The 20,447-nt window shown below is 72.1% G+C and carries 18 protein-coding genes and 2 tRNA genes; 8 read left to right on the top strand and 12 right to left on the bottom strand.

Going from position 1 to position 20,447, the window contains the following annotated elements; genetic code table 11:
* Positions 1 to 39: 39 nt before the first annotated feature.
* On the bottom strand, positions 40 to 498 hold the full coding sequence (locus HHX37_RS06180; RefSeq protein ID WP_220498885.1) for a MarR family winged helix-turn-helix transcriptional regulator: 459 nt from the start codon (positions 496 to 498) through the stop codon (positions 40 to 42).
* Positions 499 to 549: 51 nt separating this feature from the next.
* Here HHX37_RS06180 and HHX37_RS06175 point away from each other — a divergent pair, with 51 nt between their 5' ends.
* The 5 genes from HHX37_RS06175 to HHX37_RS06155 all read left to right on the top strand — a co-directional run bounded on the left by HHX37_RS06175 (position 550) and on the right by HHX37_RS06155 (position 4,513).
* Positions 550 to 966, top strand: coding sequence for a VOC family protein (locus HHX37_RS06175; RefSeq protein WP_182884788.1), 417 nt, complete (start codon positions 550 to 552; stop codon positions 964 to 966).
* A gap of 188 nt (positions 967 to 1,154) precedes the next feature.
* On the top strand, positions 1,155 to 1,877 hold the full coding sequence (locus tag HHX37_RS06170) for a hypothetical protein (protein ID WP_182880221.1): 723 nt from the start codon (positions 1,155 to 1,157) through the stop codon (positions 1,875 to 1,877).
* 134 nt (positions 1,878 to 2,011) lie between these two features.
* Entirely contained in the window at positions 2,012 to 3,013 is a 1,002-nt protein-coding gene (locus HHX37_RS06165) for a YihY/virulence factor BrkB family protein (RefSeq protein ID WP_182876284.1), read from the top strand.
* Positions 3,010 to 3,780, top strand: a complete 771-nt coding sequence (locus HHX37_RS06160) for a phosphatase PAP2 family protein (RefSeq protein ID WP_182880223.1) — start codon at positions 3,010 to 3,012, stop codon at positions 3,778 to 3,780. The genes HHX37_RS06165 and HHX37_RS06160 overlap by 4 nt, the downstream gene beginning before the upstream one ends.
* Positions 3,764 to 4,513, top strand: a complete 750-nt coding sequence (locus HHX37_RS06155) for a phosphatase PAP2 family protein (protein WP_182876286.1) — start codon at positions 3,764 to 3,766, stop codon at positions 4,511 to 4,513. The genes HHX37_RS06160 and HHX37_RS06155 overlap by 17 nt, the downstream gene beginning before the upstream one ends.
* Positions 4,514 to 4,568: 55 nt before the next feature.
* Here the strand turns inward: HHX37_RS06155 and HHX37_RS06150 are convergent, their stop codons facing one another.
* The 4 genes from HHX37_RS06150 to HHX37_RS06135 all read right to left on the bottom strand — a co-directional run bounded on the left by HHX37_RS06150 (position 4,569) and on the right by HHX37_RS06135 (position 6,296).
* Positions 4,569 to 5,270, bottom strand: a complete 702-nt coding sequence (locus HHX37_RS06150) for a hypothetical protein (RefSeq protein WP_182876287.1) — start codon at positions 5,268 to 5,270, stop codon at positions 4,569 to 4,571.
* 136 nt (positions 5,271 to 5,406) lie between these two features.
* Positions 5,407 to 5,477, bottom strand: a tRNA-Cys gene (locus HHX37_RS06145).
* 30 nt (positions 5,478 to 5,507) lie between these two features.
* Positions 5,508 to 5,579: transfer RNA gene (locus HHX37_RS06140), tRNA-Gly, on the bottom strand.
* A gap of 54 nt (positions 5,580 to 5,633) precedes the next feature.
* Entirely contained in the window at positions 5,634 to 6,296 is a 663-nt protein-coding gene (locus HHX37_RS06135; RefSeq protein ID WP_111700252.1) for an ACT domain-containing protein, read from the bottom strand.
* A gap of 101 nt (positions 6,297 to 6,397) precedes the next feature.
* Here HHX37_RS06135 and dusB point away from each other — a divergent pair, with 101 nt between their 5' ends.
* Entirely contained in the window at positions 6,398 to 7,510 is a 1,113-nt protein-coding gene (dusB, locus tag HHX37_RS06130; RefSeq protein WP_310740279.1) for a tRNA dihydrouridine synthase DusB, read from the top strand.
* 23 nt (positions 7,511 to 7,533) lie between these two features.
* On the opposite strand, the gene HHX37_RS06125 is transcribed toward dusB, so the two are convergent.
* From HHX37_RS06125 to HHX37_RS06115, 3 genes are all read right to left on the bottom strand, one after another.
* Positions 7,534 to 8,421 (bottom strand): hypothetical protein, encoded by an 888-nt coding sequence (locus HHX37_RS06125; protein ID WP_182884787.1) that lies wholly within the window; start codon positions 8,419 to 8,421, stop codon positions 7,534 to 7,536.
* 1 nt (position 8,422) lies between these two features.
* Complete coding sequence (locus HHX37_RS06120) at positions 8,423 to 11,002, bottom strand: DUF6493 family protein (protein WP_182884786.1); 2,580 nt, start codon at positions 11,000 to 11,002, stop codon at positions 8,423 to 8,425.
* 515 nt (positions 11,003 to 11,517) lie between these two features.
* Positions 11,518 to 14,010, bottom strand: coding sequence for a DEAD/DEAH box helicase (locus HHX37_RS06115; protein ID WP_182885045.1), 2,493 nt, complete (start codon positions 14,008 to 14,010; stop codon positions 11,518 to 11,520).
* Positions 14,011 to 14,148: 138 nt separating this feature from the next.
* Between HHX37_RS06115 and HHX37_RS37595 the strand changes: the two genes are divergently transcribed.
* Complete coding sequence (locus tag HHX37_RS37595) at positions 14,149 to 15,312, top strand: sensor histidine kinase (protein WP_182884785.1); 1,164 nt, start codon at positions 14,149 to 14,151, stop codon at positions 15,310 to 15,312.
* A gap of 48 nt (positions 15,313 to 15,360) precedes the next feature.
* Here the strand turns inward: HHX37_RS37595 and HHX37_RS06105 are convergent, their stop codons facing one another.
* The 3 genes from HHX37_RS06105 to HHX37_RS06095 all read right to left on the bottom strand — a co-directional run bounded on the left by HHX37_RS06105 (position 15,361) and on the right by HHX37_RS06095 (position 17,150).
* Positions 15,361 to 16,026, bottom strand: coding sequence for a rhomboid family intramembrane serine protease (locus HHX37_RS06105; RefSeq protein WP_208758867.1), 666 nt, complete (start codon positions 16,024 to 16,026; stop codon positions 15,361 to 15,363).
* A 135-nt stretch (positions 16,027 to 16,161) separates the two neighbouring features.
* The gene (locus HHX37_RS06100) at positions 16,162 to 16,563 is read right to left on the bottom strand and encodes a nitroreductase family deazaflavin-dependent oxidoreductase (RefSeq protein WP_111700247.1); all 402 of its coding nucleotides are present in this window, start codon (positions 16,561 to 16,563) and stop codon (positions 16,162 to 16,164) included.
* 26 nt (positions 16,564 to 16,589) lie between these two features.
* A complete protein-coding gene (locus tag HHX37_RS06095) occupies positions 16,590 to 17,150 on the bottom strand; it encodes a TetR/AcrR family transcriptional regulator (protein WP_182876291.1) in 561 nt (186 codons plus the stop codon).
* 117 nt (positions 17,151 to 17,267) lie between these two features.
* Between HHX37_RS06095 and HHX37_RS06090 the strand changes: the two genes are divergently transcribed.
* Positions 17,268 to 18,866: an MDR family MFS transporter gene (locus tag HHX37_RS06090; protein ID WP_182876292.1), complete on the top strand. Its 1,599-nt coding sequence runs from the start codon at positions 17,268 to 17,270 to the stop codon at positions 18,864 to 18,866.
* A gap of 147 nt (positions 18,867 to 19,013) precedes the next feature.
* Here the strand turns inward: HHX37_RS06090 and gndA are convergent, their stop codons facing one another.
* A complete protein-coding gene (gene gndA, locus HHX37_RS06085; protein WP_111700244.1) occupies positions 19,014 to 20,435 on the bottom strand; it encodes an NADP-dependent phosphogluconate dehydrogenase in 1,422 nt (473 codons plus the stop codon).
* Positions 20,436 to 20,447 lie beyond the last annotated feature (12 nt).

Genomic DNA, 20,447 nt, shown 5'->3' with positions numbered 1-20,447 from the left:
AGCCCGGTCAATCCTGTGCCCAGTTAGTCCCATGCCCGGTCAGTTCCGGGCCCGCGGGTCCAGGCCGCCGTACGCCTTTCGGAGCAGCGCGTGCAGGGCCGCGCGCTCCTCCTCGTCCAGCGCGGCCAGCAGGTCGTCGCGCACGGCCCCGGCGTCGCGCAGGGCCGCCTCCAGCGTGGCCCGGCCCGCGCGGCTGACCGCGACCCGGTAGCGCCGCCGGTCCTCCGGGTCGCGGTCACGCTCCACGAGGCCGAGCGGGACGAGCGTGTCCATGACCGCGACGAGGTCGCTGGGGTCGATGCCCAGCCGGGCGCCGAGCTCGCGCTGCGACGCGGGACCGAAGTCGCGGAGCGCCGCCAGCACGGCCAGGTCCCACAGGCCGATGCCGTGCCCGCGCAGCCGGTCGCCCATGCGGCGGCGCCCGGCGACGCCCACCTTCGACAGCAGGAACGCGGTGATCCCGAGCAGGGAGGGGGGAAGTTGCGGCACCTCGCTCACGAGAGCAGGATAGGGCACCTCCAATAGTTGGTACTCACCAAGGGATTCGCCGTGGACGCTCTCTACCCCCGTGTGCTCGCCTCCCGGTTCGCCGAGTGCTTCCGCTTCTACGACGGCCTGCTCACCGCGGTGGCGGGCGCGAGCCTCGTCAAGGGCGACGAGGCGGGGCCGTACGCCAACTGGGACCGGGACGGGGAGGCGGTGCTGGCCCTGCTCGACCGGGAGATGCTGGCGCGGGCCACCGGCATCGCTCTCGGCTCCGCTTCCGAAGGTGAGGGCGGCGGGGGGCGCGACGGGACGATGCTGGTCCTCACGGTGGACGACGTCGACAGGGCCGCCGCCGTCGCGGCCGCCTGCGGAGGCCGGGTCGTGGCGCCGCCGGTCGCCAGGCCCGAGTGGGGGCCGACCTGCCGCACCGCCCACCTGCGCGACCCCGACGGCAACCTGCTGGAGATCCAGTCCTACTGAGCGCTTCAGGGAGGCGCTCCCGGGGGCGCTTGCGGGCCACTTGCGGTGGCTTGCGGCCGCTTGCGGCAAGCGGGTGTCAAGAGACGTGCAGGCGGGCCCGCCTATCACTGAGTTGCACCCTCCCGGCGGCGACGGCCGGACCGGGAGATCCGAACAGCACCCGCACCCGGATATCTCAGGAGATCGTCATGAAGCGCACCCTGCTCGGTCTGGCCGCCGCCACGATCGCCGGTCTGGCCGTCACCGCCCCCGTCACGCTCATGGCCGGCCCGGCCGCCGCGACCGGCGACTTCGGCCCGGACACCTGCCTCCAGGGCTACGTCTGGCGCGAGGCCCGCACCGGCGACGTCGTCTGCGTCACGTCGGCGACCCGGACGCAGACCCGGGCCGACAACGCCGCGAAGGCCTCCCGCTGGACCTCCGGCGCGTTCGGCCCGCACACCTGCACGACCGGCTACGTCTGGCGCGGGGCCTTCAGCGGCGACGACGTCTGTGTCACCCCGGCCGTCCGGTCGCAGGCCGCCGCCGACAACAGCAGGGCCGCCGACCGCAAGGTGTCGGCGCGGCTCTGGATCAGCCGCTACACCGTGCCGCCGGTGGACAACGGCGACGGCACCTCCACCAGCACCTCCGTCGACGACATCCCGCGCCTGAAGATCAACGGCGACCACTACAACCTCGGCCAGGTGCGCCTCTACATCCGGTACAACACCGGCAGGCTCTACTGGAGCGGCACGGTGAACGCGAGCGCCCACAGCGGCTACGCCGGCGGCAGCTTCGGCAAGAAGACCGGTGTGTTCGACTGCGCCGCGGCCGGCCGGCCGGCCAACGCGTACGCCCAGGCGCAGGACGTGATCTCCGGGCGCTGGTCGCCCCGGGTCGCCGTCAGGGTGGGCTGCGCCGTTCTGTGACGGTACGCCCGCCGCGGCGGATGATGTTCCGAGCGCCGTGATCGGGGTAGTCGGTGGGCCTGCGGGGACCGCCGGAGGCCGGCCCGCGACCCGGCCCCCGGTGGTCCCCACCCCCTGACGACGTGAGGACTCACATGGGAACCGCGACCCCGGTACCGGAGACCCGGAGCATGAGCGGCGAGGAGTTGTCGGCCGACGACGCCTACGTCACGTTACGGCGGTATGGCGGCTGGCACCTGATCCGGGACTCGTTCGTGCGGTTCAGGTACGGCGACGGCACGAGCAGCGCCCGCGCGCTGGCGTTCCAGGTCTGCCTTGCGATCATCCCCGGCGCCATCGCGATCGTGGGGCTGAGCTCGGTGGTCCACCAGGAACACCTGGGCCGCCTTCTTGAGCTCACCCTGCGGAGGCTGACCCCCGGCGCCGGCTCGCAGGTGATCCGGGAGACGCTCGACCAGAGCCACCACGCCTCGGGCGTCGGGGGGAAGCTCGCGCTGTGGTTCGGTCTGCTGACCGCGTTGGTGGCGTTGACCACGGCCATGGGCCAGTTCGAGCGCGGGGCGAACCGCATCTACGGCATGGAGCGCGACCGGCCCTTCAAGGCCAAGTACGGCCGGGCGCTGCTGATGGCGGTCACGGCCGGTGTCTTCATGAGCGTCGGGTTCGTCATCCTGGTCGGCGGCGGGGCCGTCGGCGACGCGGCGGCCCAGGTGTACCACTGGAGCGACACGACGCAGCGCCTGTGGGGCTGGCTGCGCTGGCCGATCGGCTTCCTGCTGGCCGTCCTGTCGATCTCGGTTCTCTTCGGCTCCTCGCCCCGGCGCAAGCAGCCCGGCCACACCTGGCTGGCGGTCGGCGCGACCGTCGCGGTGCTGCTGTGGACCCTCTTCACCTGGCTGCTGGCCCTCTACACCGCGAGCAGCGGCACCTTCGGCGCGACGTACGGCCCACTCACCGCGGTCATGGCACTGCTGCTCTGGTCGTTCCTGAGCTCGATGGCCCTCTTCCTCGGCCTCGCCTTCAGCGCGCAGCTGGAGGCCTGCCGGGCGGGCTGCGGCGAGCCGGCCGCACCCGACCCCGGCACCGCCGCCCCGGTCCAGGCGCGTGAGCGGCAGCCGGTGGGGAGCGGCCGATGAACTGGTTGCGCAGGCGGTTCGACCCCCAGAGCAGGCTGGGCCTGCGGCTCACGGTGGCCGTCGCGGCACTGACGCTGATCGGCGTGCCGTTCACGGTGCTGCTCGTCTTCGTGAAGACCTCCTTCGGCCCGCTCACCCGCATCGACGAGGGCGCGGCGCACAACCTGCACGCGTACGCGTACACGAACCCGGCTTTCGCCCAGTTCATGAGGCTGGTCAGCGACGTCTTCCAGCCGTGGACCTGGCGGATCGCCGTGGGCGCCGCGGTCGCGTGGCTGGTCTGGCGCCGCGCCTACCACCTGGCCCTGTGGGCGGGCACCACGATCACGGTCGGCGGGCTGCTCGGCCTCGCGCTGAAGATCGTGGTCGCGCGGGCCAGGCCGCACCTGCCCGATCCCGTCGCGATCGCCCCCGGCGCGTCGTTCCCCTCGGGGCACACGGTCAACGCCACGCTCGGGGCCGGGATCCTGCTGCTGCTCGTCCTGCCGCTCGTACGGGAACGCGGTCGCGGGATCGCGTGGACGCTCGCGGTGCTGATCCCGCTGCTGGTCGGTTTCAGCCGGATCGCGCTCGGCGTCCACTGGTTCAGCGACGTCGTGGCCGGGCTGGTGGTCGGTGTGGCCGTGGTCGCGGCGACCTGCGCCGCTTTCGAGACCTGGCGAAGAGAGGTCGGACGCCGCCCCGCCCAGCCGCTGCGGGAAGGCGTCGGGCCGGAGACGAAGAGGGAAGTAGCCCCCCAAGGAGGACGAGTTGGTCACCGTTCGTGAACGCCGCCCCGCCGCTCATACACCGTCGTCCTCGACGGTGGCCGAGGTGGCGCGGCGCATCCTGCTTCCGCTCGCGCTCATGGCCCTGGTCACCCTGGGGCTGGGCCTGCTGCTCACCCGGGTCCTGGAGCACTCGTCGCTCATCGCCCAGGACGAGGCGATCAGCCGTGAGATCGCCCAGGAGCGCACGCCGTTCTGGAACACGGTCACCCATTACGGCTCGATGCTGTCCGACACCCCGGTGATCATCGTGATCACGGGGATCATGGTCGTCCTCTTCCGGCTCGCCTACGGGCGCTGGCGGGAGGCGGCCTTCCTGGTGGCGGCCGTCTGCGCGCAGTCGGCGATCTTCCTGCTCGCCACCGTGTTCGCGCAGCGGGCCCGCCCGCACGTGCAGCACCTCGATCCCGCGCCGCCGACGTCCAGCTATCCGTCCGGCCACACCAGCGCGGCGGTGGCGTTCTACTGCGGGGTCGCCCTCGTGCTGACCCTGCACACGCACCGGCACACGATCCTCAAGGCGCTGTGGTGGCTGCTCGGCGCGGGGGCCGCCCTGACGGTCGGCCTGTCCCGGCTCTATCGGGGCATGCACCACCTGACCGACGTGAGCTGGGGCTGGGTGCTCGGGATCTTCTGCGTGTTCGTGCTCGCCCAGGCCCTCCTGATCCGGCCGGTCATGGCGTCGCGGCGGTCGTCGTCGAAGCGGACCGCGAACGACCCCGCCCCGGCCTGAGCGCGGGGCCGGTCAGCGGGGCCGGTCAGCGGGGCCGGTCGGCAGGACGGGCCGGTCAGGCGGACAGGCCGGTGAGGCGGCAGGCGTCCGCCCACCGGCCCGGGTCGACCGCCGGCACGGTGACCGGCCCGGCCGGCTCGGCGCCGCCGCGCAGCAGTGCCCAGCAGTCCTCGACCGCGCCGGCCAGCAGGTCGCGCAGCAGTGTGTCGGGGTCGGGCACGCACGCCTGCGCGATGCCCCGGACCGCGAGCTGCACCGTGTTCGGCGCGGCGTACCTGCGGAAGCCCTTGGGCGAGACGCGGACCCCGCGCCCGAAGTCGCGGGCCCAGCGGGCGGCCTCCGGCACCTGCGCCAGGGCCTCCCTGCTGCGCGGGTCCAGGTCGCGGGGCGACCGGCCCTCCACCTCGGCGAGCACGTGCTCGGCCGAGAAGATCGAGACGGCCATCGCGAGCTGGCGCTCGTGCGCGACGACGGGCAGCGCGGCCGTGGCGGCGCACAGGGCGATCCGCGCGTCGAGGCGCGGATCGTCGCCCGTCAGGCCGATGACGGACGGGATCAGCCCGGCCAGCCGCGGCCGGGCGGCGTCCGAGGTGTGGTCGTTGACGAGGCGGGCGAGCCCGGCGAGCAGCGGATGCGTGCACGACGGGTGGTCGCTCCACCGTTCACCGGCGAGGTAGGACGCGAACTCCATGAAGCAGGCGCCCTTGCTGGGATTGCGATGCTTGCCACGAGACAGCAGGGGCATCGCTTCGGGCATGTCACCGTGCACGGCTACTCCACCGAAATCGCCTGTCGTGTCTCTTTCAGTGTGCGCCCGGCGCCGTGCATTGAGAAGAACCCGGCCCGGACTGTCTGGATAGGATCAGAGTCCGGGTGGGTCGGGTCGGAACCAGAGGTGGAGACGGGATTTGAACCCGTGTAGACGGCTTTGCAGGCCGTTGCCTCGCCTCTCGGCCACTCCACCAGAGTGAGGCCCGGATGTGCGGCCCCTCGGAGCGGAAGACGGGATTCGAACCCGCGACCCTCACCTTGGCAAGGTGATGCTCTACCACTGAGCCACTTCCGCGTCCGCCTTGCGGCGACGTCGCTACTGTACCGGGTTTTCCGCTCGTGTGCGTACTCAGAACGGCCGTGCCGCCGGTCTGCGGAACGCGCGGTCGGCTCCGCGCTCGATCGCGGGGAGGGTCAGGAAGATCTCCAGGATCCGGGTGAACCGGTGCACCTCGTTGCGGTGGAAGGCCGGTCCCTCGGCCCTGGCGAGCATCAGCGTGAGCGCCAGCGGAGGCAGCGGCGCGACGACCACGTGCAGGCCGGACGGCAGCGTCGAGGCCGCCGGCCGCGACGGCGTCTCCTCGGGGAAGGGCACCTCCTCCGGCGCCCGCCAGCTCGAGTAGACGGTGACGCGCGGGTCCCCCTCCGTCGCCGCGGCGGCCCAGTCGGCGCTGAACAGGACCGGCATGGAGTCGATCAGCGTGGCCAGCGCGCGGTCGCCCGCGGTGCTGAGGAACTTGAGGATCTCCAGCTCCGGGTAGGTGCCGGGGGCCTCCCGCGTGCTCCAGACCCCCTCGATCCGGACCCCCTCGACGTCGTCGAGGGCGCGTACGAGGTCGTCCCGGGGCGCGGCGTCCGGCCAGTAGACGGTGAAGTCGTCGAGAGCGCGCCCGTCGCCCCGATCGAGAACGGTCACCTGGGTGATGTCGGCGCCCGCGGTTCCGAGGGCCCCGGTCACCTGGCCGAGCGACCCCGGCCGGTCCGGCAGGGCGATTCTCAGGCGCAGCAGCATGACGACCTCCCCACGATTGGTCCAGGTCAGATTAACCGGGACAAAAGCCCCCCGTCCACGATCTTGTACGGCCCACGGCCGGCGGCGGGGAGAATGTATGGGTGAGAATCGGCGCACTCGAGGTCTGGCCTCCCGTGGTGCTCGCACCCATGGCGGGCATCACGAACATCGGTTTCCGCACCCTGTGCCGGGAGCAGGGCGGCGGCCTGTTCGTGTCCGAGATGATCACCTCGCGGGCGCTGGTCGAGCGGGTGCCGCTGACGTTCCAGATGATCCGGTTCGGCCCGCACGAGTCGCCCCGCAGCATCCAGCTCTACGGCGTCGATCCCGCGATCATCGGCAAGGCCGCGCGCATGATCGCCGAGGAGGATCTGGCCGATCACATCGACCTGAACTTCGGCTGCCCGGTGCCCAAGGTCACCCGCAGGGGCGGCGGCTCCGCCCTGCCGTACAAGCGGAACCTGCTGCGCGCCATCCTGCGGGAGGCGGTGGCCGGAGCCGGGCCGCTGCCGGTGACCATGAAGATGCGGATGGGCATCGACGAGGACCACCTGACGTACGTGGAGGCGGGCCGGATCGCGGTGGAGGAGGGCCTCGCCGCCGTCGCCCTGCACGCCCGCACGGCCCGCCAGCACTACGGCGGCACCGCGCACTGGGACGCGATCAAGCGGCTGAAGGACGAGGTGCCGGAGATTCCGGTGCTCGGCAACGGCGACATCTGGAGCGCCGACGACGCGTTGCGGATGGTCGCCGAGACCGGCTGCGACGGCGTGGTGATCGGCCGGGGCTGCCTGGGCCGGCCCTGGCTCTTCCGCGACCTCGACCTGGCCTTCGAGGGGTCGTCCGAGCGGACCCGGCCCGCCCTGGGCGAGGTCGGCGCGATGATGCTGCGCCACGCCGAGTTGTTGTGCGAGGTCATCGGCAGCGAGCGGCACGGCCTGGCCGACTTCCGCAAGCACGTCGGCTGGTATCTCAAGGGCTTCGTCGTCGGCGCCGAGACCCGGCGCGCCCTCACCTCGGTCGCCGGCCTGTCCGAGATGGCCGAGCGGGTCGCCGAGCTCGACTCCGCCCAGCCCTGGCCGGACGAGGCCGACGGCCCGCGCGGCAAGAGCGGCGAGAGGTCCAAGGTGTCGCTGCCGCACAACTGGCTCGACGACCCCGACGACATGACGATCCCCGGCGCCGGCGCGGAGGACCCCACCTCCGGCGGCTGAGCCGCCGGGCGGGAGCGAGTGGTTCAGAAGCCGGACAGGTCCGGTGCCCCGGCGACGGGCCGCAGCATGCGGGGGAGGACGGCGCGCAACTCGGCGGCCGACTCCGGTGGCAGGTCGAGACGGATCTCGAACACCTGCTCGGTCTCCAGCAGGTCGGCGGCCTCCGGGGTCAGCTCCAGCCGGAGCGTGGAGCCGTCCAGCGTGACGGCCCGCACGCCCTCGCCGGTCCCGCGCACGCCCTCGCGGCCGACGTACCAGGTGTCCCGGGAACTCGTCACCATGAGGAACCCGGATTCCGGATCGCCGTCCCGCTCCGCGAGATAGACCAGCTGACTGCCGCGCTCCCGGTCGTAGGCCATGGCACGGGCGGTCATGGTCGTGTCCGGCACGTAGGTCAGCTCTCCGCTGATCGGCAGCGGCCGAAGCGGGCGGCGGTCACCGAAGTCGTGGCTCCACCCCTCGTACCGTTCGCCGTAGCTGAAGGGGAGAGGAAGGGGCGGGGCGGTCGGCAGCGCGGCGAGCAGCCAGCCGGGCGGAGTCTCGCGGGAGAACGTGGTCAGCTCCGCCAGCGCCGCCGCCGCGGGCACGTCCGCGAACGGCGGCTCCGAGGAGCCGGCCCGGCAGCTGTATCGCCTGCTGCCGGGCTCGAACGCCAGCTCGCAGGTGAACCAGGTGCCGGTGTCGGCTTGACAGGACAGCTCGCGCAGCCGCCGGAACGGCTCCCGCATGCCCTCGGCGGGGATCTCCCGGCCGTCGCGGAGCAGGGTGGTCACGGCGTGCGAGCCGACCTCGGCATGTCGTGCGACGAGCCGTGTCCACTCCGGAGCGGCGGCGGCACGGGCGAGGTCGCCGATCGCCATGCGCATGGCGTGGCCCTCTTCGTGACGGGTGGACCAGTTGCCGGTCTTCATGTCATCCCTCCTGGCCGGTGCCGTCGGTGCCCTCGGTGAGCCGGTCGTGGAGCCGGCGGACCTCCCGGAGCAGGCCGCTGTTCCCCTTGCGCGCGGCCACGTCGCGCACCTCGGGGATCTCGCCACGGGCGCCGCACCACTCGGCCGCCAACCTCGCGAGTGTGACGAACCCGGTCAGGCCACCCCGCGGGCGCTCGCCCGGCGCGGGCAGCAGCGCGGGCAGCGCCGCGGCGGCGATCCGCCACACCTGATCGTGCCCGCCCCGCCTGGCCGCCTCGCCGAGCGCGGCGACCATGTCGATCATCCTGACCTCGCCGCTGACCAGCAGCAGCCCGGCCTGGCAGCCGATCTCAGCCGCGGGCAGTTCGTCCCGCGCGGCGACCTCCAGCAGCACGTCGACCGGTTCCCCCGTGTTCCGGTCGCCAAGGGCACGGGCGAGGACCGCGGAGAACGCCGGCCCCGCGGGTCCTTCGGCCCGGGCGAGGTGGCGGGCCTGCGCGCGGACGACGGGCCCGTGCCAGTAGTGCTGCAGCAGGTGCGGCGCGAGGTACGCGGCGGCGACCTCGCGGTGTGAGGGCAGCGTCGAGGGCCACCAGTGGACGTGCTCGGGCTCGGCCCAGTGGCCGGGCACGCTCAGCACCAGGTCGATCAGCGGCAGGCCGGTGGGCGCGGCGACGGCCGCGGGGACCAGGCGGACATGGTGGGTGTGACTCCGGTCGCGCCAGTCGTGGGGGCCCTGGTGGCCCCATGCGCAGGTCCACTCCATCGTGACGTGCGCCTCCGGGCAGGTCCACCCGGCGACGATCTCGCCCGCCGCCGACGTCAGCCGGGCCGCGCGCTCGGCCGCCTCGGGGTCGGGGGTGCGCGGAAGGCGCAGCAGCGCCTGCTGGAGGTCGGCGGCGAGCGGCTTGGCGCCGGCCGCTTCGATCACCTCCAGCCGCCGGACCAGCTCGGCCGCCGCCACGTGGCCGGTGTCGTGCGTGGGCGTGGCCAGCAGCACCGGCGGCAGGGTGTCCTCCTCGACGGCCCGCAGGATCTCCGCCCCGCGATGCAGCAGGAGCAGGTCCGGGCCGGCCAGGCCCCTGCCGGGCAGGAAGCGCCGCCAGGCGTGCCGAGTCCGGGCGTCTCCGTTCAGGGCGGTGGCGGCGCCCCTGAGCCACTGCTCGGCCCGGGGCCAGGTCTCCTGCGCGTAGGTCCAGGCGTGCTCGTCGGTCAGCCGGTCGCGCGTCGCGGCCACGAGTCCCGGCCGGTCGCGGCCGGCGAGCACGACGAACCCGGCGAGCAGCCGCTCCCACGACTGCCAGGAGTCCGTCCACTCCGTGATCGTCTGGCTGAGCTCCTCGGCCGACCGGATCGGGGGCTCGACGGCACGGGCGCGTTCGGGCGCGGGAGGCGGCGACGGCGGCGTGAACACGGCCTCGGCCTCGGCCACCGCGCCGCCCGCGAACGCCGCGGCGGCCCGCCTGCCGAGCGCGGGCGGGAGGAAGCCGATCGCCTCACGGAGGGTGGCCCGGCCCTCCTCGGGCATGTCGTCCGCGTACGTCATGGCCAGCCCGGCGGCCGTCTCCTGCAGCTCCGCCGAGTCGGCGGCGAACGCGCGGGCCAGCGGCGCGGCGATCACCTCGGCCAGCGCCGGAGTGCGCTTCACGGAACGGGCGAGCCACGACAGCCCGGCGCGCACCAGAGTGCGTTCGGGGCGGAACAGCAGGCAGTCCCACGCTTCGGCGAGGTCGTCGGCGGGCAGCTCGGCACAGGACCGCAGGCGCTTCACGGCCAGTTCGGCGACCGGTCCGGGCGCCGCGGGCAGCAGATGGAGGTAGTCGCGGACGTGGCAGGAGGCTTCGGCGGGCGAGGGGGCGAGCGCCTCGTGCAGGCGGACGAAGAACCGCAGGTCGGCGGGCGTGCCACCACGGAGGAAGCGGCGTACGCAGCCGTCGATGAGCGCCTCGCGCTTCACCCGGCCGGCCTCGGCCAGATTCGGCAGCGCGCCCAGCCAGCCCTTCCCCGGTTCCCTGTCCCACTGCAGCGTCCGGCCGACGCCCTCGGCCTCGAACAGGCGCGGCAGCAGGTGATCGAGCAGCGGGTCCTCGCCCAGGCGCGCCGGGCCCCGGTCCACCCATCCGGCCACCAGCGGATCGTGCGGGGGCGGTTCGATCCCGGTCTCGCGGAGCAGGGCCAGCGCGAGCTCCACGCCGCGGTCGTCGGCGGAGCGCAGGCGGAGCACCAGCCGCTCGGCCAGGTCGGCGCGCCAGGCGGCGGGCCGGTCGGCGAGCACCGCCAGGACGAGGTCGACGTCGTTGTCGGCGCCGCCCCACCGGGGCGCTAGGTCGCGCCGGTACAACCAGGACGTCACGGCCGCCGCGCCGCCCAGGCAGCCGGCGCCGGCCACACGCAGACCGACCCGGTAGCCGGACAGGCCGTCGTCCCACCGGTCGACGCCGCGCAGTTCCTTCAGCAGCCCCGGCAGCCTGGCCGCGACCTCCCTGCGACCCTCGTCGCCCAGCGTCCTGACCCTCTCGGCCAGCCGTTCGGCGCGCCTCGCCTCGATCAGCTTCCTGATCTCGCCCCAGTGATCATCCATGCCTGGGGACACTAGACAGCCGTACCGACAAATCCCCGGTCCCGCCTCCGCGAGCCGTCACCGGTGAGGTCGGCGCGAAGATGCTGTTGTGCACGCCCGCCCGCCTACGTCCTCCGATCCGCCCGGAGACCTCCCGCTGACTCCCGCGGACCACTTCGATCTTCTGCTTGTCATGGCCATCCGCAGGTCCGGTGTGCTGTCGAAGAACATCATGATCGGGTGGCGGTCCTCGTACCAGGAACCGCTCCTCTGGGCGGCCGATGCGGTCGTCGGTGCCACGACATGGTGGCTGGACGGGCACGCGGCAGGCCTCGATCTTCTGCACGAGAGGTCAGCGTCATCGACCTCGACTGAGGGTGGAAAGCGCGAAGGCCGGACGCCCGATTCCATCGGGAGGCCCGGCCTCACTTCCGACGCCCACCGGGGGCGCGGCAATGAAAAGTATGCCTCGCTGAGTGTGAGCAGGCAAGTCTTCCTGAGTGATGGGCGTGGCGAGGGTCGGAGGCGGGCGGGGGTCAGAGGCGGGTGAGGCCGGTGACGTGGAGGACGGCGTGGCCCTCCTCGTCGGAGGCGGCGAGGTCGACCTCCGCGGCGATGCCCCAGTCGTGGTTGCCGGCCGGGTCGTCGACGATCTGGCGCACCCGCCACAGCTCCTTCTCCTCCTCGATGAGCAGGAGGGCCGGGCCGCGGGCGTCCGGGCCGGTGAGGACCTCGTCGTGCTCCTCGTAGTAGGCGTCGAGGGCCGCGCCCCAGTCGACGTCCGGATAGAGCTCGGTCAGCTCCTCCTCGCGGTCGAGCGCGGCCAGCTCCACCAGGCGGAACATCGCGTTGCGCACCAGCACCCGGAAGGCGCGCGGGTTGGCGGTGACCGGGCGGGTCCTGGTCTCCAGCTGCTCCTGCCCGGCGGCCAGGGCCTCGGCCGGGTTGGCCAGCTTCTCCCACTCGTCGATGAGGCTGGAGTCGACCTGGCGCACCAGTTCGCCCAGCCATTCGATGAGGTCCACGAGGTCGTCGGTCTTCAGGTGCTCGGGCACGGTCTTCGACAGCGTGCGGTACGCGTCGGCCAGGTAGCGCAGCACCGTGCCCTCCGAGCGGGCCAGCTCGTAGAACTGGATGTAATCGGTGAAGGTCATCGCCCTTTCGTACATGTCGCGCACGATCGTCTTGGGGCTCACGACGTGGTCGCCGACCCAGGGGTGCCCGCGCCGGTAGGTCTCGTACGCGCCGAAGAGCAGGTCGGCCAGCGGCATCGGGTGGGTGATCTCCGCGAGGCGCTCCATCCGCTCCTCGTACTCGATGCCGTCGGCCTTCATCTGCGCGACCGCCTCGGCCCTGGCCTTGTTGAGCTGGGCGTGCAGGATCTGCCGGGGGTCGTCCAGCGTCGACTCGACGATGGAGACCAGGTCCAGCGCGTACGTGGGGGAGGCGCGGTCGAGCAGTTCGAAGCTCGCCAGCGCGAACGTGGCCAGCGCCTGGTTGAGCGCGAAGTCCTCCTGCAGGTCCACGGTGAGCCGGGCCATGCGGCCGTGCTCGTCGGGCTCGGCGAGCTTCTCGACGATGCCGCCGGCCAGCAGCGACCGGTAGATCGCGATGGCGTGGCTGATGTGGCGGCGCTGGGCCTTGCGGTCCTCGTGGTTGTCGGTCAGCAGCCGCTTCATCGCCTGGAAGCAGTCGCCGGGACGGTTGATGATCGACAGCAGCATGGCGTTGCTGACCTTGAAGCGGGAGGTCAGCGGTTCGGGCTCGGCCGTCTGGAGTTTCTCGAACGTGTCCTCGCTCCAGCCGACGAACCCCTCCGGCGGCTTCTTGCGGGCGTAGCCGCGGCGCCGCTTGGGATCGTCGCCGATCTTCGCCAGCGCCCGCTCGTTCTCGATCACGTAGTCGGGGGCCTGGCAGACGACGTAGCCGACCGTGTCGAAGCCCGCCCGCCCGGCCCGCCCGGCGATCTGGTGGAACTCCCGCGCTCGCAGCCGCCGCACCTTCGTGCCGTCGAACTTCGACAGCGCGGTGAACAGCACGGTCCGGATCGGGACGTTCACCCCCACGCCGAGGGTGTCGGTGCCGCAGATGACCTTCAGCAGCCCCGCCTGCGCGAGGCGCTCCACCAGGCGGCGGTACTTCGGCAGCATCCCGGCGTGGTGCACGCCGATGCCGTGCCGTACGAGCCGGGACAGGGCCCGGCCGAACCGGGTGGTGAACCGGAAGTTCCCGATCAGGGCGGCGATCTGTTCCTTCTCCGCCTTGCTGCACATGTTGATGCTCATGAGCGCCTGAGCGCGCTCCATCGCCGCCGCCTGGGTGAAGTGGACGACGTACACGGGGGCCTGCTGGGTGGACAGCAGCTCCTCCAGCGTCTCGTGCAGCGGGGTGACCCGGTAGGAGTAGATGAGCGGCACCGGCCGCTCGGCGTGCTTCACGACGGCGGTGTCGCGCCCGGTGCGGCGCGTGAGGTCGGTCTTGAAGCGCTCGACGTCGCCCAGGGTGGCCGACATCAGCACGAACTGCGCCTGCGGCAGCTCCAGCAGCGGCACCTGCCACGCCCAGCCGCGGTCGGGCTCCGCGTAGAAGTGGAACTCGTCCATGATCACCGTACCGACGTCGGCGTCCGCGCCGTCGCGCAGCGCGATCTGGGCGAGGATCTCGGCGGTGCAGCAGATGACCGGCGCGTCGGCGTTCACCGTGGCGTCGCCGGTCATCATCCCGACGTTCTCGGTGCCGAACAACGCGCACAGGTCGAAGAACTTCTCCGACACCAGCGCCTTGATCGGCGCGGTGTAGAAGCTGATCTCGTCCCGGGCGAGCGCCGCGAAGTGCGCTCCGGCGGCGATCAGGCTCTTGCCCGAGCCGGTCGGGGTCGAGACGATCACGTTGTTGCCGGAGACGACCTCGATGAGGGCCTCCTCCTGAGCGGGGTACAGCGTGAGCCCCCGCTCCGCGTTCCACGACGCGAACGCGTCGAACAACGCGTCGGGGTCGGAGCCGGAGGGCAGGCGGCGGAGGAGGCTCATGCTTTCGGTCACGCTTCTTATCCTGCCCAAGCCGCGTGACTGTTTCGACCGGCACGTGGTACGGCAAGCTGCGGCACAACTACGTCAAAGGGGCGTGGCGCAGCCAGAATCCGCAGGTCAACCCCACAAACTGGCCGCGTGGGGGAGAATTTGGCCGGGCTCGTCGCGCGGCGCCGGGACGCGCTCGGCGACGTGCTGCTCGCGCTCGCCGTGCTCGCCTTCGCCGTTCCCGCGATCCTCACCGGCCGTTCCTTCTCCCTGATGCCGGTGCCGGAGGCCGTACGGCTGGCCGTGACGTCGGCCGCGGCGGCGGCCGTGCTGACGCGGCGCCGCACGCCGTGGCCCCTGGTCACGGGCACGTCCGCGTGCGCGCTGTTCGCGGGCCAGCTCGTGCCGCTGACGCTCGCCGCGTACGCGCTGACGGCCGAGCGCCGGGGACGCCACCGGCTCGGGGCGGTCGCCGCGCTGGCCGGGGTGTACGTCGTGGTCGACCGCGTCAACCCCTACCGCGATCACGCGCCTCTCCTGGCGGTCGTCTGGGCGGTGGCGCTGGTCTGCCTGCCCGCGCTGGCGGGCCACTGGGTGTCGCGCTACCGCGCGATGATCCGGGAGCTGCGGGAGAGCGCGCGGGCGGGCGAGGAGCAGGCGGCGGCGCTGGAGCGCCGCCGCATCGCGTGGGAGCTGCACGACACGGTCACGCACGCCGTCACCGTGATGGTGCTCAACGCGGGCCTCATCCAGGACGCCGACGACCCCGGGGAGATCCGCAAGCTGGCCGGGAGCATCGAGGACAAGGGTGTGCGGGCGCTGACCGAGCTGCGCGAGCTGCTCACGGCGCTGCGCAGCAGCGACCTGCCGCCCTCGGCGGAGAGCGTGGAGGGGATCCCGCGCCTGGTCGAGGAGGGCCGGGTCACCGGTCTGCGCGTCGCGCTGCACTACGAGGTCCCGGAGGAGGCGTTGTCCCGGCAGGCCGGGCACACCTGCTACCGGGTGGTCCAGGAAGGGCTGAACAACGTGCGCAAGCACGCCCCCGGGACCGACGTGCAGGTGGTCTGCGAGGCGCGCGGCGACAGGCTCAACGTGTCGGTGGTCAACAGCGGAGGGGCCGTCGCCGCCGGCGGCGGGAACCGGGCGGCGCCGGCCCGGGTGCCCGCCCACGAGGGGTCGGGCTACGGGCTGACCGGCCTGAGCGAGCGGGTGGCCCAGCAGGGCGGGCGGCTCACGTACGGGCCCACCGCCGAAGGCGGATTCGCCCTCAACGCCAGCATCCCCTACCGCTCGCCGGAGCGCCCGGCGAACTGAACCGGCACACCGGGCCCACCTACTGGGCCGGCGCGGTGTTCGGGGGCGCTAGAGGCCCAGGTCCTCGATCTCCTTCAGCAGGGCCGGCCGGGAGCCGCCGGGAGGGGTGCCGCCGGGCTCCTTCTCCACGCTCCGTGCTCCGCGGTCGCGGAACAGGTAGCCGCCGAGGATGCCGCCCACGAACCCGAAGACGTGTGCCTGCCAGCCGATGCCCTCGGCCGGCAGCAGACCGGTGAACTGGTAGGCGAAGCACAGGCCCATCACCAGGCCGATGACGATGTCGATCAGGTGCCGGTCGAAGGCGCCGCGGACGAGCACGTACCCGAAGTAGCCGAAGACCAGGCCGCTCGCGCCCGCACCGACGGTGGCGGCGTCGGCGGTGAACCAGGAGCCGAGCCCGCTGGCGACGGCGATCAGCCCGGTGACGCCGAGGAAGCGCCGCACGCCCCGGTAGGCCGCGAGGAACCCGAAGATGAACAGCGGCCCGGAGTTGCCCTCGATGTGCGCCCAGCTCCAGTGCAGGAGCGGCGCGGAGACGATGCCGGGCAGCCGTTCGACGTCCCACGGCCGGATGCCGAAGCTGTAGCTCAGCGAGTAGCCGGAGGCCCAGTTGGCCACCTGCACGGCCCAGATCACGGCCAGGAAGCCGACCATGACCCAGAACGCCTTACGGGCCTCGGCGACCATGATCTCCGCGGTGCGGCCGTCGCTCACGGAACCCTCCCTGTGCTGGGGATCACGCTACTGGGGACCACCACGGTACTGGGGATCATGGGAAACATACCGCCGACTGCCGCGCGAGTCACCGGGTGCGGGGGCCGCGTCGTGACGCGGCCCCGCCGGAAAGGGTCAGGCGCGTTCGATGACGACGACCGGGATCTCCCGGCTGGTCCTGGTGGCGTACTCGTCGTACGCCGGCCAGGCGGCGGCCATGGTCCGCCACATGTCCGGCCGTTCCGCCGCGGTCGCCGTACGGGCCCGGGCCCTGAACCTGTCCCCCTTGATCTGGAACTCGACCTCGGGATCGGCCTGGAGGTTGAGGTACCACAGCGGGTGCTCGTCGGCCCCGCCCTTGGAGGCGACGACGAGATAGGCGTCGCCGTACGGCTGGTAGATCAGGGGGGTGCTCCGGGGCTGCCCGGACTTCCGGCCCCTGGTGGTGAGGATGGCCGTGGTGGTGCCCTCCCAGTCGTGGCCCTCCTCACCCGCGGTCTCGACGTAACGCCTGACGTGTTCCTGTCCGAAGAGCATGGGGTCACCTTCCCACAGGGCCGGGGTCAACCGCCGGAGGCGTCCGCCAGTTCCAGGGCGACCTCCAGGCCGGCCCCGGTCCGCTGCTCGTCGGTCGTCGTCTCCTCGCGGATGAAGAACCACGCGGCGTGTATCGCGAACAGCGCCATGGAGCGCTTGAGCCGCACCGGCAGCGGATCCCCCGGCTCGTACAGGGACTGCATCAGCGCGCCCATGCGGTCGCGCATCAGGTCGACCTTGACGTGCCCCTGCAGCGCCGTCTTGTTACGGTCCATGAACTGCATGACCTCGTGGTGGCGCCCTCGGGTCATCTGCGCGGAGTAGCGCAGGATCAGCTCCCGGCGGGTCTCCGCCGTGGGGGGACGCCCGGCCGCCCACGCGATCAGCTCGTCCAGCGCGGCGATGCGGTCCTCGACCAAGCTGGCGACGATGTCCTCTTTTGTCCGGAAGTGGTAGTACAGTGCCGCCTTGGTCACGCCGAGGGCCTCGGCTATCTCCCGGAGCGACGTCGCCTCGTACCCCTGCTCGGTGAAGAGCCCGATCGCGACCTCCTGGATGCGGCTGCGTGTGTCGGTCTGAGTGCCCATGTCCTGCTGACCCCTAATTAACTTGACGGCCGGCAAGTAAGGACAATACCTTAAATCCGCACTAGCCTGTCGGCAAGTAAGTAGCTATCCAGAACCTTTACTCATGGGGGCACCACGATGACCGAGGCTCCGCCCGCGCCGGGGCGGTCCAAAGAAGTGATGGCCGTACTTCCCGGCCTGATGCTGGCGATCATGCTGGCGATGCTCGACAACATGATCGTCGGCACCGCGATGCCGAGGATCGTCGGCGAACTGAACGGCCTGGAGTACTTCACCTGGGTCACCACGTCGTACGTCCTGGGCACCACGGTGTCCACGCCGATCTGGGGCAAGCTCGGCGACCTCTACGGCCGCAAGAACATCTTCCTCGGGTCCATCGTGCTGTTCCTGGTCGGCTCCGCGCTGTGCGGCATGGCGGGCTCGTCGCTGTTCGGGGGCACCGAGCACGGCATGGCCGAACTCATCGCGTTCCGCGCGCTGCAGGGCCTCGGGGCCGGGGGCCTCATGGTCAACGTCATGGCGATCATCGGTGACCTCGTGCCGCCCCGCGAGCGCGGCCAGTACCAGGGCATCATGGCCGCGATCATGTCGCTCGCGATGATCGCCGGGCCGCTCGTCGGCGGCTTCATCACCGACCACCTCGACTGGCGCTGGGCGTTCTACGTGAACCTGCCCCTCGGCGGTATCGCGCTGGTCTGGCTGTTCTTCCGGCTGCACCTGCCCAGGCACCGCACCGAGCACCGCATCGACTGGCTCGGCGCGACCGTCCTCACCATCGGCATCACCGCGATCGTGCTGATCACCTCGTGGGGCGGGCAGGCGCACGGCTACCCGTGGGGCTCCTGGCAGATCCTGTCGCTGGCCGGGCTCGCGGTGGTCTCGCTCGCGCTGTTCATCCCGATCGAGCGGCGCGCGGCCGAGCCGATCATGCCGCTGCACGTGTTCGCCAACCGGAACTTCTCGCTCATCTCGGCGCTCGGCTTCCTGCTGGGCTTCGCGATGTTCGGCGCGATCAGCTTCATCCCGCTGTTCCAGCAGATCGTGCAGGGCTCCACGGCGACCAACTCCGGCCTGCTCCTGCTGCCGATGATGATCACGTCGATGATCGTGTCGCTGTTCGTCGGCAAGGCGATCACCCAGACCGGGCAGTACCGGATCTATCCGGTCATCGGCGGGGCGATCATGGCGGTCGGCATGTGGCTGCTGTCGCTGCAGGACGTCAACACGCCGTCCTGGCAGACCGGCGCGTTCATCGCCGTCTTCGGCCTCGGCATGGGCTTCCTGATGCAGACGACGATGCTCATCGCGCAGAACAGCGTCGAGCAGAAGGACCTCGGCGTGGCCAGCAGCGCCTCCACGTTCTTCCGGTCCATCGGCGGTTCGTTCGGCGTCGCGATGTTCGGCGCGATCTTCAACAACCGGCTCACCGACACCCTGAGCGACAAGCTCGGCCCGGCGGCGGCCAAGCAGGTCGGCAGCGGCGGCGCGGGCATCACCCCCAAGGCCCTCGAGCAGCTTCCCCCGCAGGTCAAGGGCTTCTTCCTGGACGCCCTCGCCACGGCCATCGGGTCGGTCTTCCTCTGGGCGGCCGTGGTCGCCGTGCTCGTCCCGGTGCTCGCCGCGTTCGTCAAGCACGTCCCGCTGCGTACCGGCGCTCCGAGCGCCGCCGCCCCCGGCGGCGAGAAGGCGGAGCCGCTGACCGCCGCCTTCGAGTGAGCCGGCCGACAGCTGGGAGCTTGAGCCGAGCTTGAGTCCGAGCTGAGATCCGGCCGGTACGGCCCTCGCCCCCGCGCGGGCGGGGGCCGTACCAGGTTCCGGGGCCGGTCAAGCGGACCGGTCGGGCGGACCGGTCGGGCAGACCGGTCAGGCGGAGTGCTCGGCGCGGTCCGCCGACCAGTCGGTGTGGAAGACGCCCTCCCGGTCGGTGCGGCGGTAGGTGTGCGCGCCGAAGAAGTCGCGCAGCCCCTGCAGCAGCGCGGCCGGCAGCCGGTCGCGGCGCAGCCCGTCGTAGTAGGCGAGCGCCGAGGAGAAGCCCGGGGTGGGCACCCCGATCGTCGCCGCCGTGGCCACGACCCGCCGCCACGACTCCTGGGCCTCGTCCAGGGCCTGCGCGAACGTGGGGTCGACCAGCAGCGTCGGCAGGTTCGGGTCCGCGTCGTAGGCGGCCCTGATCCGGTCGAGGAAGCGCGCCCGGATGATGCAGCCGCCCCGCCAGATGGTGGCCATGTCACCGAGCCGCAGGTTCCAGCCGTACTCCGCGCTCGCCGCGGCCATCTGGTCGAACCCCTGGGCGTACGCGACCACCTTGGAGGCGTACAGGGCCCGCCGCACGTCCTCGACGAGGCCGGAGTCGCCGGCGGTGCCGGACGGGCCGGTGAGCGAGCGGGCCGCGGCCCGCTGCTCCGGGTGGCCCGACAGCGCCCGGGCGAAGACCGCCTCGGCGATGCCCGTCACCGGGACGCCGAGGTCGAGGGCGCTCTGCACGGTCCAGCGGCCGGTGCCCTTCTGCTCGGCCTGGTCGACCACCACGTCCACGAACGGCTTCCCGGTCGCGGCGTCGACGTGGCCGAGCACCTCGGCGGTGATCTCGATGAGGTACGACTCGAGGTCGCCCCGGTTCCACTCGCGGAAGACGTCGGAGAGCTCCTTGGGGTTCAGCCCGAGGGCCTGCCGCAGCAGGTCGTACGACTCCGCGATGAGCTGCATGTCGGCGTACTCGATGCCGTTGTGCACCATCTTCACGAAGTGTCCGGCGCCGTCGGGGCCGATGTGCACGCAGCACGACACGCCGTCCACCTTGGCCGCGATGTCCTCCAGCAGCGGGCCGAGCGTCGCGTACGCCTCGGGGTCGCCGCCGGGCATGATGCTGGGGCCGTTCAGGGCCCCCTCCTCGCCACCGGAGATGCCGGTGCCGACGAAGTGGATGCCCCGCTCGCGCAGCGCGGCCTCCCGGCGGCGGGTGTCCAGGTAGTGGGCGTTGCCACCATCGATGATCATGTCGCCCGGCTCCATGACGGCGGCGAGCTCCTCGATCACCGCGTCCGTGGGGGCGCCGGCCTTGACCATGATGATCGCCTTGCGGGGCCGTTCGAGCGCGGCGACGAACTCCTCGATCGTGCCCGCCGGCACGAACGCGCCCTCGTCCTTGTGCTCCTCCATGAAGCGGGTGGTGCGGCTCTCTGTGCGGTTGTGGACCGCGACGACATGACCGTGGTGCGCGAAGTTGCGGGCGAGGTTGCGGCCCATGACCGCGAGGCCCGTCACTCCGATGTCTGCCTTGTTCATGGCTAAAGTCAT

Source organism: Microbispora sp. H10885 (assembly GCF_014161415.1).
GTDB classification, from domain to species: Bacteria; Actinomycetota; Actinomycetes; order Streptosporangiales; family Streptosporangiaceae; genus Microbispora; species Microbispora triticiradicis.
Note: the sequence above shows the minus strand (reverse complement) of the source record. Positions and strands in the feature narration are given on the sequence as shown.

Coding starts and splice junctions, on each gene's coding strand:
- HHX37_RS06160 (WP_182880223.1), top strand. CDS start 3,010: ATGAACTGGTTGCGCAGGCGGTTCGACCCCCAGAGCAGGCTGGGCCTG.
- HHX37_RS06100 (WP_111700247.1), bottom strand. CDS start 16,563: ATGCTCTTCGGACAGGAACACGTCAGGCGTTACGTCGAGACCGCGGGT.
- HHX37_RS06165 (WP_182876284.1), top strand. CDS start 2,012: ATGGGAACCGCGACCCCGGTACCGGAGACCCGGAGCATGAGCGGCGAG.
- HHX37_RS06090 (WP_182876292.1), top strand. CDS start 17,268: ATGACCGAGGCTCCGCCCGCGCCGGGGCGGTCCAAAGAAGTGATGGCC.
- HHX37_RS06135 (WP_111700252.1), bottom strand. CDS start 6,296: ATGCTGCTGCGCCTGAGAATCGCCCTGCCGGACCGGCCGGGGTCGCTC.
- HHX37_RS06125 (WP_182884787.1), bottom strand. CDS start 8,421: ATGAAGACCGGCAACTGGTCCACCCGTCACGAAGAGGGCCACGCCATG.
- HHX37_RS06115 (WP_182885045.1), bottom strand. CDS start 14,010: ATGAGCCTCCTCCGCCGCCTGCCCTCCGGCTCCGACCCCGACGCGTTG.
- HHX37_RS06150 (WP_182876287.1), bottom strand. CDS start 5,270: ATGCCCGAAGCGATGCCCCTGCTGTCTCGTGGCAAGCATCGCAATCCC.
- HHX37_RS06095 (WP_182876291.1), bottom strand. CDS start 17,150: ATGGGCACTCAGACCGACACACGCAGCCGCATCCAGGAGGTCGCGATC.
- gndA (WP_111700244.1), bottom strand. CDS start 20,435: ATGAACAAGGCAGACATCGGAGTGACGGGCCTCGCGGTCATGGGCCGC.
- HHX37_RS06120 (WP_182884786.1), bottom strand. CDS start 11,002: ATGGATGATCACTGGGGCGAGATCAGGAAGCTGATCGAGGCGAGGCGC.
- HHX37_RS06170 (WP_182880221.1), top strand. CDS start 1,155: ATGAAGCGCACCCTGCTCGGTCTGGCCGCCGCCACGATCGCCGGTCTG.